Source organism: Bacillus sp. 123MFChir2 (assembly GCF_000383235.1).
In the GTDB taxonomy this organism is placed as follows: domain Bacteria; phylum Bacillota; class Bacilli; order Bacillales; family Bacillaceae_G; genus Bacillus_A.
Map to the genome: position 1 here is coordinate 1 of NZ_KB910931.1, position 14,294 is coordinate 14,294.

General features: G+C 32.0%; 16 protein-coding genes and 1 pseudogene. 13 read left to right on the forward strand and 4 right to left on the reverse strand.

What is annotated here, in order from left to right:
- From H280_RS23135 to H280_RS0106555, 9 genes and pseudogenes are all read left to right on the forward strand, one after another.
- Positions 1 to 216, forward strand: a 216-nt coding sequence (locus H280_RS23135) for an ATP-binding protein (protein WP_020060315.1), incomplete at its 5' end; no start/stop codon positions are given.
- Positions 217 to 229: 13 nt separating this feature from the next.
- Positions 230 to 1,003: a C45 family autoproteolytic acyltransferase/hydolase gene (locus H280_RS0106520; RefSeq protein WP_020060316.1), complete on the forward strand. Its 774-nt coding sequence runs from the start codon at positions 230 to 232 to the stop codon at positions 1,001 to 1,003.
- 142 nt (positions 1,004 to 1,145) lie between these two features.
- Positions 1,146 to 1,307, forward strand: a complete 162-nt coding sequence (locus H280_RS25645; protein ID WP_020060317.1) for a hypothetical protein — start codon at positions 1,146 to 1,148, stop codon at positions 1,305 to 1,307.
- 416 nt (positions 1,308 to 1,723) lie between these two features.
- A complete protein-coding gene (alr, locus tag H280_RS0106530) occupies positions 1,724 to 2,899 on the forward strand; it encodes an alanine racemase (protein ID WP_020060318.1) in 1,176 nt (391 codons plus the stop codon).
- A 280-nt stretch (positions 2,900 to 3,179) separates the two neighbouring features.
- Positions 3,180 to 3,998, forward strand: a complete 819-nt coding sequence (locus tag H280_RS0106535; RefSeq protein ID WP_442852817.1) for an alpha/beta fold hydrolase — start codon at positions 3,180 to 3,182, stop codon at positions 3,996 to 3,998.
- Positions 3,999 to 4,137: 139 nt separating this feature from the next.
- Positions 4,138 to 4,899 (forward strand): glycosyltransferase, encoded by a 762-nt coding sequence (locus H280_RS0106540; protein ID WP_020060320.1) that lies wholly within the window; start codon positions 4,138 to 4,140, stop codon positions 4,897 to 4,899.
- 360 nt (positions 4,900 to 5,259) lie between these two features.
- Complete coding sequence (locus H280_RS0106545) at positions 5,260 to 5,733, forward strand: GNAT family N-acetyltransferase (RefSeq protein WP_028411130.1); 474 nt, start codon at positions 5,260 to 5,262, stop codon at positions 5,731 to 5,733.
- Positions 5,734 to 5,761: 28 nt separating this feature from the next.
- A pseudogene (locus tag H280_RS0106550) lies at positions 5,762 to 5,938 on the forward strand (alpha/beta hydrolase); the annotation flags it as partial.
- A 269-nt stretch (positions 5,939 to 6,207) separates the two neighbouring features.
- A complete protein-coding gene (locus H280_RS0106555) occupies positions 6,208 to 7,023 on the forward strand; it encodes a VanW family protein (RefSeq protein WP_020060323.1) in 816 nt (271 codons plus the stop codon).
- Between the two features lie 504 nt (positions 7,024 to 7,527).
- Here H280_RS0106555 and H280_RS0106565 read toward each other — a convergent pair.
- Positions 7,528 to 8,130 carry a DUF6241 domain-containing protein gene (locus tag H280_RS0106565; protein ID WP_020060325.1) on the reverse strand — a complete coding sequence of 201 codons (603 nt, stop codon included), beginning with the start codon at positions 8,128 to 8,130 and terminating at the stop codon, positions 7,528 to 7,530.
- Positions 8,131 to 8,274: 144 nt separating this feature from the next.
- The gene (locus tag H280_RS0106570) at positions 8,275 to 8,715 is read right to left on the reverse strand and encodes an Lrp/AsnC family transcriptional regulator (RefSeq protein WP_020060326.1); all 441 of its coding nucleotides are present in this window, start codon (positions 8,713 to 8,715) and stop codon (positions 8,275 to 8,277) included.
- A 122-nt stretch (positions 8,716 to 8,837) separates the two neighbouring features.
- Between H280_RS0106570 and H280_RS0106575 the strand changes: the two genes are divergently transcribed.
- A complete protein-coding gene (locus H280_RS0106575; RefSeq protein WP_020060327.1) occupies positions 8,838 to 9,251 on the forward strand; it encodes a carboxymuconolactone decarboxylase family protein in 414 nt (137 codons plus the stop codon).
- Between the two features lie 74 nt (positions 9,252 to 9,325).
- On the opposite strand, the gene H280_RS0106580 is transcribed toward H280_RS0106575, so the two are convergent.
- Entirely contained in the window at positions 9,326 to 10,258 is a 933-nt protein-coding gene (locus H280_RS0106580; RefSeq protein ID WP_020060328.1) for a DMT family transporter, read from the reverse strand.
- A gap of 123 nt (positions 10,259 to 10,381) precedes the next feature.
- Between H280_RS0106580 and H280_RS0106585 the strand changes: the two genes are divergently transcribed.
- Positions 10,382 to 11,725 carry an aminotransferase-like domain-containing protein gene (locus tag H280_RS0106585; RefSeq protein WP_020060329.1) on the forward strand — a complete coding sequence of 448 codons (1,344 nt, stop codon included), beginning with the start codon at positions 10,382 to 10,384 and terminating at the stop codon, positions 11,723 to 11,725.
- Positions 11,726 to 11,881: 156 nt separating this feature from the next.
- On the opposite strand, the gene H280_RS0106590 is transcribed toward H280_RS0106585, so the two are convergent.
- On the reverse strand, positions 11,882 to 12,811 hold the full coding sequence (locus tag H280_RS0106590; RefSeq protein WP_020060330.1) for a GNAT family N-acetyltransferase: 930 nt from the start codon (positions 12,809 to 12,811) through the stop codon (positions 11,882 to 11,884).
- A 267-nt stretch (positions 12,812 to 13,078) separates the two neighbouring features.
- Here H280_RS0106590 and H280_RS0106595 point away from each other — a divergent pair, with 267 nt between their 5' ends.
- A complete protein-coding gene (locus tag H280_RS0106595) occupies positions 13,079 to 13,636 on the forward strand; it encodes an isochorismatase family protein (RefSeq protein ID WP_020060331.1) in 558 nt (185 codons plus the stop codon).
- Between the two features lie 133 nt (positions 13,637 to 13,769).
- Positions 13,770 to 14,246, forward strand: a complete 477-nt coding sequence (locus H280_RS23140; RefSeq protein WP_020060332.1) for a DinB family protein — start codon at positions 13,770 to 13,772, stop codon at positions 14,244 to 14,246.
- Positions 14,247 to 14,294 lie beyond the last annotated feature (48 nt).

The window sequence follows — 14,294 nt, forward strand, 5'->3', positions numbered from 1 at the left end:
CAACGAGAAGCGAATTTGTTTTTCCAGCTTATTAATCATTTGTATGAACGAAGTTCAATCATTTTAACATCGAATAAAAACCCAGAAGAATGGAGTCATTTGATGGGGGATCAAGGTATTACAACAGCAATCTTGGATCGTTTATTGCATCGTGTGGAAGTTATCCATATGGATGGAGACAGTTATCGTATGAAGAATAGGCAAAGCTTATTTTAAGCAGAATTGTAAAATGAAACTTAGCAGAAAGTGTAAAATTCGTCTTGACGGTTACAGTAGTATTTTTTCAGCTTTCAATGGAAGCGAAATGATTATTGGTCGTAATTATGACATGCTCTTTAATTTGAAAAAAACTACTGAGTCCTCGTTAGTTTGTTTTGAAGATAAAAATAAATATCTAGGTCATTCGGATTGTTTTATTGGAAAAGTTGATGGTATAAATCAATATGGTTTATTTGTCGGAATTACATCAGTTCCTCATGAAGGAATTCAGCCAGGATTGAATTTTTATTTTGCCGTTAAATACATTTTAGAAAATTGTTGTACTGTAGACCAAGGTATAGAAGTATTGAAAAGTTTTCCAAGTTCGGTTGCCAATAACTATTTATTAGCGGATCCTTCGGGGAAAATGGCTGTTGTAGAGGTTGCTCCTAACGACTATAATGTACGTTTTCCAACTAATAATTATATCCATTGTACAAACCATCATGAAAGTACACCAGTATGTGCTAACTGGAATTGGAGCAAATCGAAAGAACGTTTTGAAACACTAGAATTACGTCTTAAAGAAAACATAAATAAAATAAATCTTTCCGTTGCACAATCAATTATGTCGGAAACGAAAGGACATGTTTGTTTAAATATAAAAGAACATAATTTTGGTACGCTTTTCTCTGTTGTAGCAAATTTAAATACATTAGATGTAAGAAGAGCGGAAGGTCAACCAAATAGAGCAAAATATTTATCAGATAGACGATTAATAGATGCTGTTTTAAAAGAGCGATAAGATACTAATTATTAATTTAACCTTATTGATTGTCAGCTTGAATTTTCCTTTGGGTCACCAATGCAAAATAAGATATATAAGATTGGCGTAGGTGATAGTTTTTTTAAAACATCGTTACCAGTTAACTTTCAGAATAGGGAATATGGAGCAGATTTTTGGAGAGTTTCAAAATAGGGAGATTGGCAAAGTGAAAATATCTGCATTACAAAGAGAGGTTAGAGAGTTTAGTAAAGAGAAAGGTTTTGAGGACGCAACGATTGAAGAAAGAACAATAGTTACAATTGATTTATATAATTTTAATTGACCTCTTACTTGAGGTCTTTTTTTTACGAACTTTTTAACATATCAATTGTTATGCGATCAGATTTTTTTACACCCTACCACAAGACCGTAAAAATACATATTGTGTGGACCTTTTGTGATAGATGCAGATATGTAAAAATGTTAGCAAGAGGATGACAGAGTTTTATATAAATCCAATTTATTTTTTTACAACTTGTTTGCTCTTTTTAGTTTTCGCTGCGCATGTGGCAGAAATAGGCCCTGACCGATTATATACATGGCCAGTTGCTCTCGCCCACCGAAAAAGAAAAGGGTTTTTATGTTAGTTTTTCAATTTGCATCTATATATTTATAAAATATTTAGTTTAATCAACAGTTCGTTGAATGATAATAAATTGCAGGAAGCAAATGTTTTATAACATAGGAGGCCAATATACTATGAATTTTAACTATGGAAGACATACTGTTATTGAAATTGATTTAAATGCATTCCAACGTAATTTTCAGCAGTTTCAACAAGCCATTCCTCCTGGTACAGCAATTATGACAGCTGTAAAAGCAAATGCCTATGGACATGGGGCAGTTCCAATTGCAAAAGCCGCAATAAATGCGGGTACAACTCATTTGGCGGTTGCATTTGTAGATGAAGGAATTGAGCTTAGAGAAGCTGGAATTGAAGTTCCTATTTTAATTTTGGGATATACACCACATGATGCGATAGCAGATGCAATTATATATGATTTAAGCATGACAGTATATACAATTGGTGATTTGCAGGCTATAGAAAGCGTTGCTTCAAACTTAAATAGGAAAGCATGTATCCACATTAGCATTGATACTGGAATGAGTCGAATCGGTTTACAGCTTGAAGAAGTCACAATGTTTTTACAAGCACTAAAGTGTACAAAGTATGTTCAGGTTGAGGGAATGTACACACATTTCTCTAGTGCAGATGAAAAGGATAAAACCTATACTCTAATGCAACAAACAAATTTCGAGAAAGCTGTTAGCAAAGCAGAAGAATTACAAGTTCATATTCCATGGATTCATTCTTTTAATAGTGCTGCTACAATTGATATGAGAGAAATAAAAGGCAATATGGTTCGTCTAGGGGTAGCATTGTATGGGCTGTATCCTTCCAAAGATGTTGATCAACAAGTCATTTCATTACAACCTATTTTGACATTTAAATCAAAAGTTGCACATATAAAAAAAGTAAAAGAAGGGATGGGAGTTAGCTATGGGGCAACATTCACCGCAACAGGCGAGGAATGGATTGCTACGATCCCAGTTGGATATGCTGATGGATTAAGCAGGCAGCTCTCCAACAAAGGATTTGTTTTAATAAAGGGTATGAAAGTTCCTATTATTGGACGTATTTGTATGGATCAATTAATGTTGGATGTAACAAAAGCTATGCCGATACATGTTGGTGATGAGGTAGTTATTTATGGATGCCAAGGCAAGGAATCTCTTTATGTAGATGAGATTGCAGATACATTAGGTACGATTAACTATGAGGTTACTTGTATGTTAAGCAGAAGGATACCTCGTATCTATTTAAAAGATGATAAGCCAATTGAAATAATAAACGAACTACGACAAAGTCAATAATACAGATTTTGTTATATTCTTAAAAAAGATATATTAATTCCAAGCAGTCTTAGTAAGAAGTAAGGTATGGAAAGAATTGATCTAACTGATGTAGTACTTGAAGGTGGAGCCTTTGAACTGGTAATCAATAAGAATTATAACACTTCATAATCATATTATGTAAACTTTTTTCGGAATGAAAAGAGATAAAAGATTAATTATTTGGAAAGAAATAGTTTTTACCTTATTATAGTATTAAAAGTGTTAAAAGTATTAAAAATATTAAAAATTCGGAGTGGGTATAGTGGAATGTTTAATAGGGAATGTAAAAGTTCATTATGAAATTTATGGTTCTGGAAAACCAATCATCATGATTCATGGTTTTTCTCCGGATCATAGGCTTATGTCAGGTTGTATGGAACCTGTTTTTTCACAAAGAGAAGGCTGGAAACGGATTTATATTGATTTGCCGGGTATGGGAAAAACGAAGGGACACGAAACGATTCAAAACTCAGATGGAATGTTAGATCTTGTTTTAAAATTTATAGAAACAATTATTCCAGACGAATCTTTCTTAATTGCAGGCGAATCATATGGTGGTTACATAACTAGAGGAATTATATCCAAAAGAAAAGAAAAAATAGACGGCGCAGCATTTATTTGTCCTTTGATTATTCCAGATACAAGTGAGAGGCAGATTCCTCCGCATACGGTTATTTACCAAGATGAAAAAATTTTATCTCAGTTAAATATTGAGGAACGTGAAAATTTTAGTTCGAATTTTGTTGTGCTTAACGAATATAATTGGCAACGTTATCTTGAAGAGATTATGTCGGGAATTCAAATAGCAGATGAGGTATTTTTAACAAAAATAAGGGAGCAATATGCTTTTTCATTTGATGTGGATAGCCAAATATCACTGTATGAAAAACCAAGCCTCTTTTTATTGGGCAAACAGGATTCAGTAACAGGCTATAAAGATGCTTGGAGTTTGCTTGATAAATTTTCTCGGGCTACTTTTGCGGTTTTAGATAAAGCGGGACATAACTTGCAGATTGAGCAGGATGTTTTATTTCATTCGCTAATAAATGAATGGATAGATAGAGTAGAAGAGAGATAATTATAGAAAGCTTTTTGTTTTTACCTTCAGCTTCTATAATACAACCCAATAAATGTTAATATATATTAATTAATGTTAATAAACATTAATATATGTTATGTATAATAGATATTTACTTTGCAAAATAAGGGGGAATATTATGACTGAAACAAGTAAATCTTCAGTAATCAATTTGAAAAAAGATGTGAAGTTTTCTATTATAATCCCTGCACACAATGAAGAAAAGTACATTAGAAAATGTTTGGATTCAATTGCAAAGGCATCAGAGGCATATAAAGATCAAACCGAAGTCATAGTTGTTTTAAATCGTTGCACAGATAAAACAGAGGAAATAGCAAAATCTTATAACTGTATTACATTAAAAAATAACGATAAAAACTTATCTAAAATTCGTAATGCAGGGGCCCAAATAGCTAGTGGAGAAATAATCATTACTATAGACGCTGATACCCAAATGACAGAGTCTATGTTGTCTAATGTAGATAAATATTTAACTTCAGGTAAATACATTGGCGGTGGGGTAACTGGGAAGTTTGAAAGAATATCTTTAGGAATATTCCTTTCCGCAATGTTAATAATAATCCCCTTACTTTTTAAGTATGGAGCTATATCTGTAGGGATTTTTTGGTGTTATAGAAAAGACTTTATGGCAATCAACGGATTTAATGAAAACATGCTTATGGCAGAAGATGCAGATTTCGCTAAACGGTTAAAAGAATGGGGAAAGCAAAATAATAAAAAATTCGGTACAATTAAAAATGGAATGATAACTTCATGCAGAAGATTTGATAAATATGGAGACTGGACTTTACTTAAAAATCCCAAAGTAATTTTAGCCTATCTAAAAGGAAATGATAAAAAATACGCCGATAAAACATATTATGATAACCAAGAAAGATAACGGTGAAGAATCCTAAACCAATCATCATTAAATGAACTAGTGAAACAAGATAAATAAAATTCAACAAAACTAAAAGAATATAAAATAAATAGGATTCTTTTAGTTTTGTTGAATGTAAACTTTTATGGTTCTGGTGCAAAGATAAAATAAAAGAGAATATAACCCATATATTTCTAGCGGAATTCTATTTTATGCTGTAAGCTCAAACAATCGATGGATGAATTCTTTCTGGTTTTAAACAGATTGATCCTGTAAATCAATTTGTTCTTTTTTAACCACTACACTACATTTCTTAAAAATTAATAAAGATGTTTAATCGAAATAGCCGATCCTAAAAATATTTAGTGTCGGCTATTTTTAATTGAAGAATATCTTGATGAGCTTTCAGAACTTTTAATAAAGGTCGTAGAAGATGGAGCTTCGATTGGATTTTTACCACCAATGGTAAAAATAGATGCAGAGAAGTATTGGGAAACTGTTCTTAGCCCCGAAGTAATATTATTTGTTGCTAAATCAAACAATCATATTGTTGGAAGTGTACAGTTACAATTATCGACGAAGCAGAATGGAAGCCATAGAGCTGAAATCGCAAAATTAATGACACACCCCAATTATCGACGTAATGGTATTGGTCGTTTACTTATGCAAAGAGCTCAAGAAATAGCAAAACAGAAGAATAGGTCATTATTAGTTCTTGATACAAGGGAAGGGGATCCTTCTAATAAACTATATACTTCATTAGGTTATATTCAAGCTGGGCGGATTCCTAACTATGCGAAATCTGAGAATGGTGAATTAGCTGCTACCATCCTCTACTATAAAAATAACAATTAATCTTCTGCTTTTGGTACAAAAATAGTGCTATTTTATCATGGGTAAATATGACTATTTGACTTCCTCTAATGCAGCAAAAAAATATTTTGATATGATTGAATCCGATAAAAAAGAATGTATTCCTTTTGAGAAATCAGCTCATTATCCACAATTTGAAGAGAAGGAAAAGTTTTATAAATGGATGTGTGATACATTTGTGAAATAAATACAATTTACTTGCCGAAAATGTGAACTAGCTTAGGTTTTTATACCGATCTTAACTGCGAATATACCACTCCTGCTTTTCAAAAAATATTGCTTTCCTGTCCGTTATGGCATATATCATGACGCAAAAGTATGTTGAAGGATTGACTTTTCATTGTCAGGAATAGCATTTTGAACGAGTGGGAATCTACTTATCATGTCAAAACATATTATACTGGGATGATCAATGGTTAGTGATGATGACAAATATATAAAGGAGCTCAACTCTCAATGGCAAGAAAATTATTAACACAAAGGTTTCCTTTTTTAGTTCCTATTAGAATCAGACAGCGTAGGCTGTTTAAAAAAGTAAGTGACCGTCTGGCTGGTCATAAATTTTCAAAAACATTTGAGCAAAAACCATTACCATATAGGATTTATAAACATAAATCTTTGCTTATTAGAAAGTTAGGTGATACAGATTTGCAGCTACAATATAATAAAATCACCAATTTGAAGCTAGCAATCTGTAAAATAAATCAAGTTGTAATTAAACCGGGAGAAACATTTTCATTTTGGCATCTTGTTGGGAATTCGAGTGAAAAGGCTGGATATAAAGAGGGAATTATTCTAATGAATGGCGAAGCGATAAAGGGAATAGGCGGAGGTCTTTGTCAGTTAGGTAATCTTCTCTACTGGATGTTTCTTCATTCGGAGTTGGAAACTGTGGAAAGATATCGTCATAGTTTCAATCCATTTCCTGACTATGGACGTGTGATTCCATTTGGTACAGGCGCCACTTTGATGAATGGTATTATTGATCTCAAATTAAGAAACAATTCAAATATTACATATCAAGTCAATTTACATCTTGACGAGGAATACATCTACGGCGAAATTAAAGCATCTCAGTATCCTCCATATAAGTATTCTATCGTTGAAGAAGATCATTGTTTTGTAAAAAAAGTAGATGGACAAGTATACAGACAAAATAAAATATATAAAAAAATAGTTGATCGTGCCACAGGTAACTTAGTTGGCAAAGAACTAGTCATGGAAAATGATTGCTTAGTAAAATATGAAGTAGAAGACGATTATTATTATTGAAGAGCTTTAGGTAAGTGCTTGATCAATAAATGAAGCATCTATGATGGTTAGGTGCTTTTTTTGTTATGTAGAATTTACACAACAAATGTGGAGTTTAATAAGATAAACAAATGAATAGATGACCTTACAATAATGTAAGACATCTGTAAGGAAAATGAATTTTTACAATGAAATAATAGAGTTAAACTAGAAATATAGCAATTAACTAAAAAGTAGAGTGATAAGGAGTGAGCACATGATCTGGTTAACATTAATCATCGCATACGGAATGTTTTTATTGTATTGTGTTCGCACAGCTGAAGAAATAAACGAGTCTCTAGTATTATGATGGTAAAAATAATATAATAATATCTCATTTGATAGATTAAAGACTTTGTATTTTGTTAACCTCAATTTGATATTAAATTGAGGTGTTTTTAATGACAATATTTTTTCACAAAGGAAATACCGTAATGTGGAGTTAAAACATTGTACTTTCTAGTGGAGTAAAATTCAGTTTCATTTCTACAACTTTCCCTGTTTCCACTCTTTATCATGAATATCTAATCCTTCTTGACCAAAGAAATGGAGAATAAATTCTTTTTCATCGCTATCAGTTTTTCTAGCTAGTTTAAATTCCTCCGCACTTACCTTTTTTCCAGAACGTAAATAATGAATTTCTATAAAGTTTTCAACTGCAGATTCGAAATTTCCATTGTACCATTTGTTCAGAATAGATTCATATTTTGCTCTTTCATCATTATTGATAACATGTAAGTTGTTTTTTAAGTATTGAATGTTTTCTTTGGTCATTTGAATTCGCCCTACATCACGAGTACCACGAACATGAAGATTATTTTCATTGAATGTGAGTTTTTGGAAAGACATATGTATCATCATGTCATTTATAATTTGCTCGTCTTTGATTTCTCCAATAGCCTGAGCTGCTTTAGATAAATCATCACTACTAACTACATAACTATCTTGTTGTTGCTTTTGAATGGCTTGAACTTTCGGTTTTTCTTGAACCTTTTTTTCGGTTTTTTTATCATTACACGTTAGAGTTATGTATGTTCCTAATGATAAAGTTACTAAAACAATTACACTATAAGTAATTCTCTTTTTCATTATAAATCCTCCTACAAATATTGTTTTCTTACTTTCATATGATGAAGGCCGGCTAATCCTAATTTGATTAACTACATCTTTTTCGAATTCTTTCACTAAGATTTAGGATAATTTATTAAACCTTAGTAATTTTTAAGCGGGTGTTTAGTCCGTATTAATTCGTAAATTTGTTTGAATCGGTGAAAAAATAAAATGTGTAACAGTATGTGCAATCGGATTTACATCATCAATGAATTCCTCCGCTTTGGCGAAATTTTCAAATTGCATTTTTAACATATAACAAGCATTTCCTGCTATACGATAACAAAATTCTACGTTTGGAAGTTTCTCTATATAATTTTTAAATGATTTATAATCTCCGTTTTTAACGGTTGCTTCTATTATACACTGGATTGGCAACCCTAATTTTTCATAATCAATTTCTAAGGTATATCTTTTAATTATTCCAAATGACTCCATTTGTCTTACGCGTTCAGTTACGGATGGCGAGGATAAATTAATTCTTCTTCCAATTTCACTCATTGATAACCGACTATTTTTATGTAATTCATCTATTATTTTTTTATCAATATTATCTATTTTCATTTTTTAAAATAAATCCTCTTTTTTTGTTAATTATTTAACGTGTTTTTCGTTAATTCGTTCTTGTTTTAATGTAATTTAACGGTTTTATTTTCTATTATTAATATAACAAGGGGGAAGTTTAAATGGCAAGAATTATTGAATCAAATTTCGGAGAATCACCATTTCAAAGACTGTTAGGGCATAACATAGAAGTGATGAAAGGGTGGTCTCACTTAGGTGATGTATTGGAAAAGGATGCATTGCTCTCTGCTGAGTTAAAGGAACAAGTAAGAAGAACGTTAGCACAAAGTAATGGCTGTGAGTATTGTAAAGCGAAAGGAAAACCTGAGCTTGGAAAGTTTAATGAAAAAATATCAATTGCGGTAGGATTTGCGGAAGTATTTTTAAAGCAAAAAGGAGATATATCAAATGCAATCTTTAATATTTTGAGAGAATGTTTTAGTGAAGAAGAAATAAGTGAACTTTGTGCATTTATTGCTTTTACGACAGCTTCGCAATATTTTGGGGCGATGCTTAAATTAGAGGCGAAAGGGTAGTTATAAAATAATGAATAGAGTATTTAATATTGTTGAACGCCTGTTTTGATAAGAATCAAAACAGGCGTTTTCTTTTACACATTAACGTTTTTCTTTTTGGAGGACACATATTTCTCATCTAAAAAGTTTGTACCTAATACGCCGAGAATAATCATGATTGCCCCGATAATATGGTAATACGCTATTTCTTCTTGTAAAAAGATAACACCAGCGAACAATGTAATTAAAGTAGACACATTGCTAAATACACTCATTTTTGATGCTTCTACAATAGATAAAGTATAATTTGATAGGAATGCTGTTAACAGTGAGGAAAGGATTCCTAAATATAAAATGGAAATTACAAATAACGAGCTTGTAAAGGGCTGGAAATAGAGATGCATAGTTCCAGTTGCAATGTGATTTCCAATTGACAATGTCTGAAAGCAAACAAACCCAATTACAGTCATCATATATGTTACATCAATTAATCGAAATTGTTTTGTCATCTTTCGTGCTAGCACGTTATAGCCAGCCGATGATAATGCTGATAAGAGAATAAGTATAACACCGATAAAACTAGTAGTATGATCGCCTAATCCTTTCATAGCGAAAATGTAAATAACACCAGACACAGATAACAAAAGTGAAAATTTTTGCCAGATTGTTGTTCGCTCTTTTAAAAAGTAAGAGGCACAAACCATTGTGAAGATAGGAATGGTAGCTTGAATAATTCCAGCTTCAGAAGAAGATGTATACACTAATCCAAATGCTTGAAACGTAAAGAATAAAGCTGGATATAGTATGGCTACGGGTAAAATAGAAAGCATATTTTTAAATGTAATGTTTAATTTGATAAAACCGAATAGTACTGGAATAGATGCTGTTAGAAAAGAAACAGTAAATCGATGAGCTAGTGTATCGAGCGGCCCAGTGATTGTGAAGGTTAGTTTTACAAACATAAATGAAAAACCAATAATACATGTATAAAGAATTGCTGCGGCGTAAGCTTTTTTTGTTTGTGTCATAGTCACACCTCATATCATCAATTTTCTTACTGGCCAGTGTATGTTAATGGTAATGTTTTCTTGTGGGTGCTACAATACAAATAAATATGATCTGTACCGGTACAAAAATATAGGGGTGTAAGCATGTATAAATATTTAATTGTCTTTAATGATTTAGAAAAGTTAATTCAAACCGGTGAATTAAAAGAAGGTGGTAAATTACCGTCTATTCGATCATTATGTGAAAGTTATCAATGCACGAAAAGTACCATTATACGTGCGCTTCAAGAGTTAGAAAAAAGACATATGATATACTCCGTTTTGAAAAGCGGATACTATGTTGTGAAACAAACAAATGAAAATCATGTTAAACATAGTAGTGTCATAGATTTTGCAACATCTGCACCTGATCCAGATGTTTTTCCATATTTGGATTTTCAGCATTGCATAAATAAAGCAATTGATACATACAAAAATGATTTGTTTATATATGGGACTCCCAAAGGATTGCCTTCGTTAATTCAAGTTGTGCAAAGACAACTAGCAAACTATCAAGTATTTTCAAATGAAGAAAACATTTTTATTACATCTGGTGTGCAGCAAGCATTATCTTTGTTAACTTCTATTCCATTTCCAAATAACAAGAAAACGATTCTAATTGAACAACCGAGTTATCATTTGTATATCGAATATTTAGAAACGCACGGCATCCCTGTGATTGGCATAGAACGGACAGCCGAAGGGATCGACTTAAATAAATTAGAACATATTTTTCAAACAGAAGATATTAAATTCTTTTATACAATGCCAAGATTTCATAATCCGTTAGGCACATCTTATTCTAAGATAGAAAAGGAAGCCATTGTCCGTTTAGCGAAGAAGTATGATGTGTTTGTTGTGGAAGATGATTATTTAGCTGATTTAGAAAGAGATGCTAAAGCGGATCCGATGTATAGTTATGATGATTCCTCATATGTTATTTATTTGAAAAGTTTCTCGAAAATTATTTTCCCAGGGCTCCGGGTTGGTGTTGCTGTTATACCTGATTGTTTAACTGAAAGGTTCTTAACATATAAAAAATTACAAGATATTGATAGCTCGATGATCTCACAAGCTGCTCTAGAAATTTACATAAAGAGCGGGATGCTCGACCGGCATAAACAAAAAATCCGTGCTTCCTACCATGAAAGATCCAAGAAGTTAGCTGCTTCTTTGAAAGAGTGGGGTAGTATAAATAAGCAGTTATTTCAATATAACGACGTGAATTTGCCGTGTGTACATACACACATCATTCTAAATAAGAAGATTATTGTTAGGCTGCTTATTCGAAAGTTACTACAAAATAAAGTAATAGTAGATTCGATTGAAAAAAACTATTTATCTTCGTTTCCAAAAGAAAAAATATTGAAACTGAATGTATCGAATGTAAAAATAGAAAGGATTGAAGAGGGGATATATAAGATTATCGATGAAATAAAACTTATATAAATCAAAGAGAGGTTTCTAATCACTTTTTATAATAAACAATTAGAAAATAAAGGAGCTCACTTCCTAGACAAGATAAATAGATAAGCTCCTTTAAAAATTGCTATTTTAAACAAACGTTCATTAAATAAAAGCTAGTGTTTTTTATGCGTACATTGATTATTTTTTATTTACTTGATAATACAACTCAAGAAGATCTGCAACAGGGATATTGTTTATCTTCATACCTGTTATATCGCTTTGCTCTATTTCTACGTTTCTCAGGTTACTATGAGTGATTTTACTTCCTTTAAGATTGCATCTTTTAAACGTAATTGGATTCTCTTCATCTTCAAGATTTGTATCAATGAAACGAACCCCATTTAAAGTCACAAAAGCCATTTCACTGTTAGAAAAATTTAGATCGGCAAACAATGTGTTTCTAAAATTAATATTGTGGAACTTTGAACGACTAAGATTACAGTTGTTGATATGGCTGCTCATCATGTTACTGTTGCTAAAAGAACTGCCTTCTAGAGTTACCTGATAACACTCGGTTTTAGCCATATTACAGTTTTCATATTGGGTACCTGAGATATTTTCATTTTCAATTAAGTTTTCTATTTCTGATGAAGTTCCTATTCTCTTTATGTAACAATATTCATCTTCTGTTTTAAAAGTTGCTTCATATCCCATCTTTTCATAAAAGAAGTGGTTGTTAATTTGTTTACTAGATGTTTCAAGATCCCAAGTCTTCACGTTTGAAAACTCTTGTTCTATCAAAGTAATGACTTTTGACCCGATGCCTTTCCCTTGATAGTTAGGGTCTACAAAAATACGGTCTATCCGCCCAAAAGAATGACCTGAAATCGTGACAATAATGCCACCTACAATCGTTTCATTGTATAGAATTTTGAAGGAATTCAACGCCTTGATCATATACTTGGTCATTTCAATGGAAGCATATCCTGGTGGTTGAATGTTATAGTCAATTGTGTCCCCTCGATCTGGGAGCCACTTTTTTGCTTCTTCATTAAAGGTTTTTTCTGAAATCTCTGTTAATCTTTTAGCGTCTATAATAGATGCTTTCTCAATCTTTATTGTTGACATGTAAACGTCCCCTTTAAACTAAAATAAGTCGCCTTCAATCCTTATATTACCATAAAAAACAATCTCTAGTTTCCAGTTGGCCTGCTTGGATCGTTTAAACATTTAAATATTCTATTTATATTTTAGTATCATCTCTATAATAAATGAGTAAAAGGAAATTCGTATTGAGATGGGGAATAATACATTGTTATCTATTAATGAGGGAGAGAAGACAAAACGAATAACGAAGAACACGTGTGCAAATTATAAGAAAAAGGAGTTTTTCTATTGAACCAAGCTTTGCTTATTATTGATGTCCAACAAGAATTAGTTGATGGGAATAATGAAACGAAAAGTGTGTTTAATAAAGAAGTATTAATAGCTAACATTAATTTAGCTATTAACAAGGCATTAGAATCACAGGCTTTAATCATTTTTATAAGGGATAAGGATGTTGCTGAAGGGAAAGGTCCTGGGTTTCAAATACACACAAAAATAAATGTGCCAACTTCCGCAAAAATATTTGATAAAGCAGCTACAAATGCGTTTTATGGTACACCACTCATGGACTTTTTAAAGGAAAATGAAATTGAACATCTTGTTATGATGGGATGTAAAACAGAACATTGTATCGACACAGCGGTTAGAACTGCAACGGTTAATCATTTTGATGTTACTTTAGTTGGGGATGGTCATTCGACGACAGATTCTTCCATTCTATCTGCTGAGAAGATCATCGGCCATCACAACGAAATACTTCATGGTCATTACAATGTTGATAACTTTTCTGTTGTTCGGACTACCCAAGAGGACCTGTTTCAACCAATCCATGACAATTATCGGTAAATATTTAATTATTCACTTAATTTGAAGAGCGCGTCATTTCTATTTTTAAAAATATGGTAAAGTCAAACGTGTATAACCTCGTCCTAAAATTAGAACGAGGTTATACACGTTTAAGACAAAGGAGAAGAGAATTATGAAAAAGTCAACTCATTGCGTTATTGGAGAACTAAATCAGTTAATCCCTTTTCTTATTTCTTTGGAGGAAGTAAGTGAAAAGGTATTGTTTAGTCCTATTTGTGAAGGGAAATGGTCAATGGCTGCAATTATCTCTCATTTTATGTATTGGGATCAATATATTTTAGAAGAACGTCTTGAGGGGATGGTGAATGGGGAGTTACTTCAAAAATCTAAAGTGAATGTAGGTGATATGAATAAGTTGGCGGAGGAATATGCACATTCAGGAATTAGTAAGGTACAACTAATTCGAGGGGTCTGTGAAACAAGACAAAGATTATTAGATTCGTTAGAGGGTAAAAATTTAGAGATGATTTTTAAAATGGGTTCAAGTGAAATGACGGTAAATGAATATTTCAAAAGAATGGTGGAACATGACAAACACCATATTAAGCAAATTAAGAAGTTTTTAAGTCTTGTAGGAAATAAAATTTAGTTATAATTGTTGATGCAACTAAAGAAAATGAAACGGCGGAGGGGATTA

Bases quoted from the DNA above. Each gene is read 5' to 3' on its own strand.
- H280_RS0106520 (WP_020060316.1), top strand. From the start codon at position 230: ATGAAACTTAGCAGAAAGTGTAAAATTCGTCTTGACGGTTACAGTAGT.
- H280_RS25645 (WP_020060317.1), top strand. From the start codon at position 1,146: ATGGAGCAGATTTTTGGAGAGTTTCAAAATAGGGAGATTGGCAAAGTG.
- alr (WP_020060318.1), top strand. From the start codon at position 1,724: ATGAATTTTAACTATGGAAGACATACTGTTATTGAAATTGATTTAAAT.
- H280_RS0106540 (WP_020060320.1), top strand. From the start codon at position 4,138: ATGACTGAAACAAGTAAATCTTCAGTAATCAATTTGAAAAAAGATGTG.
- H280_RS0106555 (WP_020060323.1), top strand. From the start codon at position 6,208: ATGGCAAGAAAATTATTAACACAAAGGTTTCCTTTTTTAGTTCCTATT.
- H280_RS0106565 (WP_020060325.1), bottom strand. From the start codon at position 8,130: ATGAAAAAGAGAATTACTTATAGTGTAATTGTTTTAGTAACTTTATCA.
- H280_RS0106570 (WP_020060326.1), bottom strand. From the start codon at position 8,715: ATGAAAATAGATAATATTGATAAAAAAATAATAGATGAATTACATAAA.
- H280_RS0106575 (WP_020060327.1), top strand. From the start codon at position 8,838: ATGGCAAGAATTATTGAATCAAATTTCGGAGAATCACCATTTCAAAGA.
- H280_RS0106580 (WP_020060328.1), bottom strand. From the start codon at position 10,258: ATGACACAAACAAAAAAAGCTTACGCCGCAGCAATTCTTTATACATGT.
- H280_RS0106585 (WP_020060329.1), top strand. From the start codon at position 10,382: ATGTATAAATATTTAATTGTCTTTAATGATTTAGAAAAGTTAATTCAA.
- H280_RS0106590 (WP_020060330.1), bottom strand. From the start codon at position 12,811: ATGTCAACAATAAAGATTGAGAAAGCATCTATTATAGACGCTAAAAGA.
- H280_RS23140 (WP_020060332.1), top strand. From the start codon at position 13,770: ATGAAAAAGTCAACTCATTGCGTTATTGGAGAACTAAATCAGTTAATC.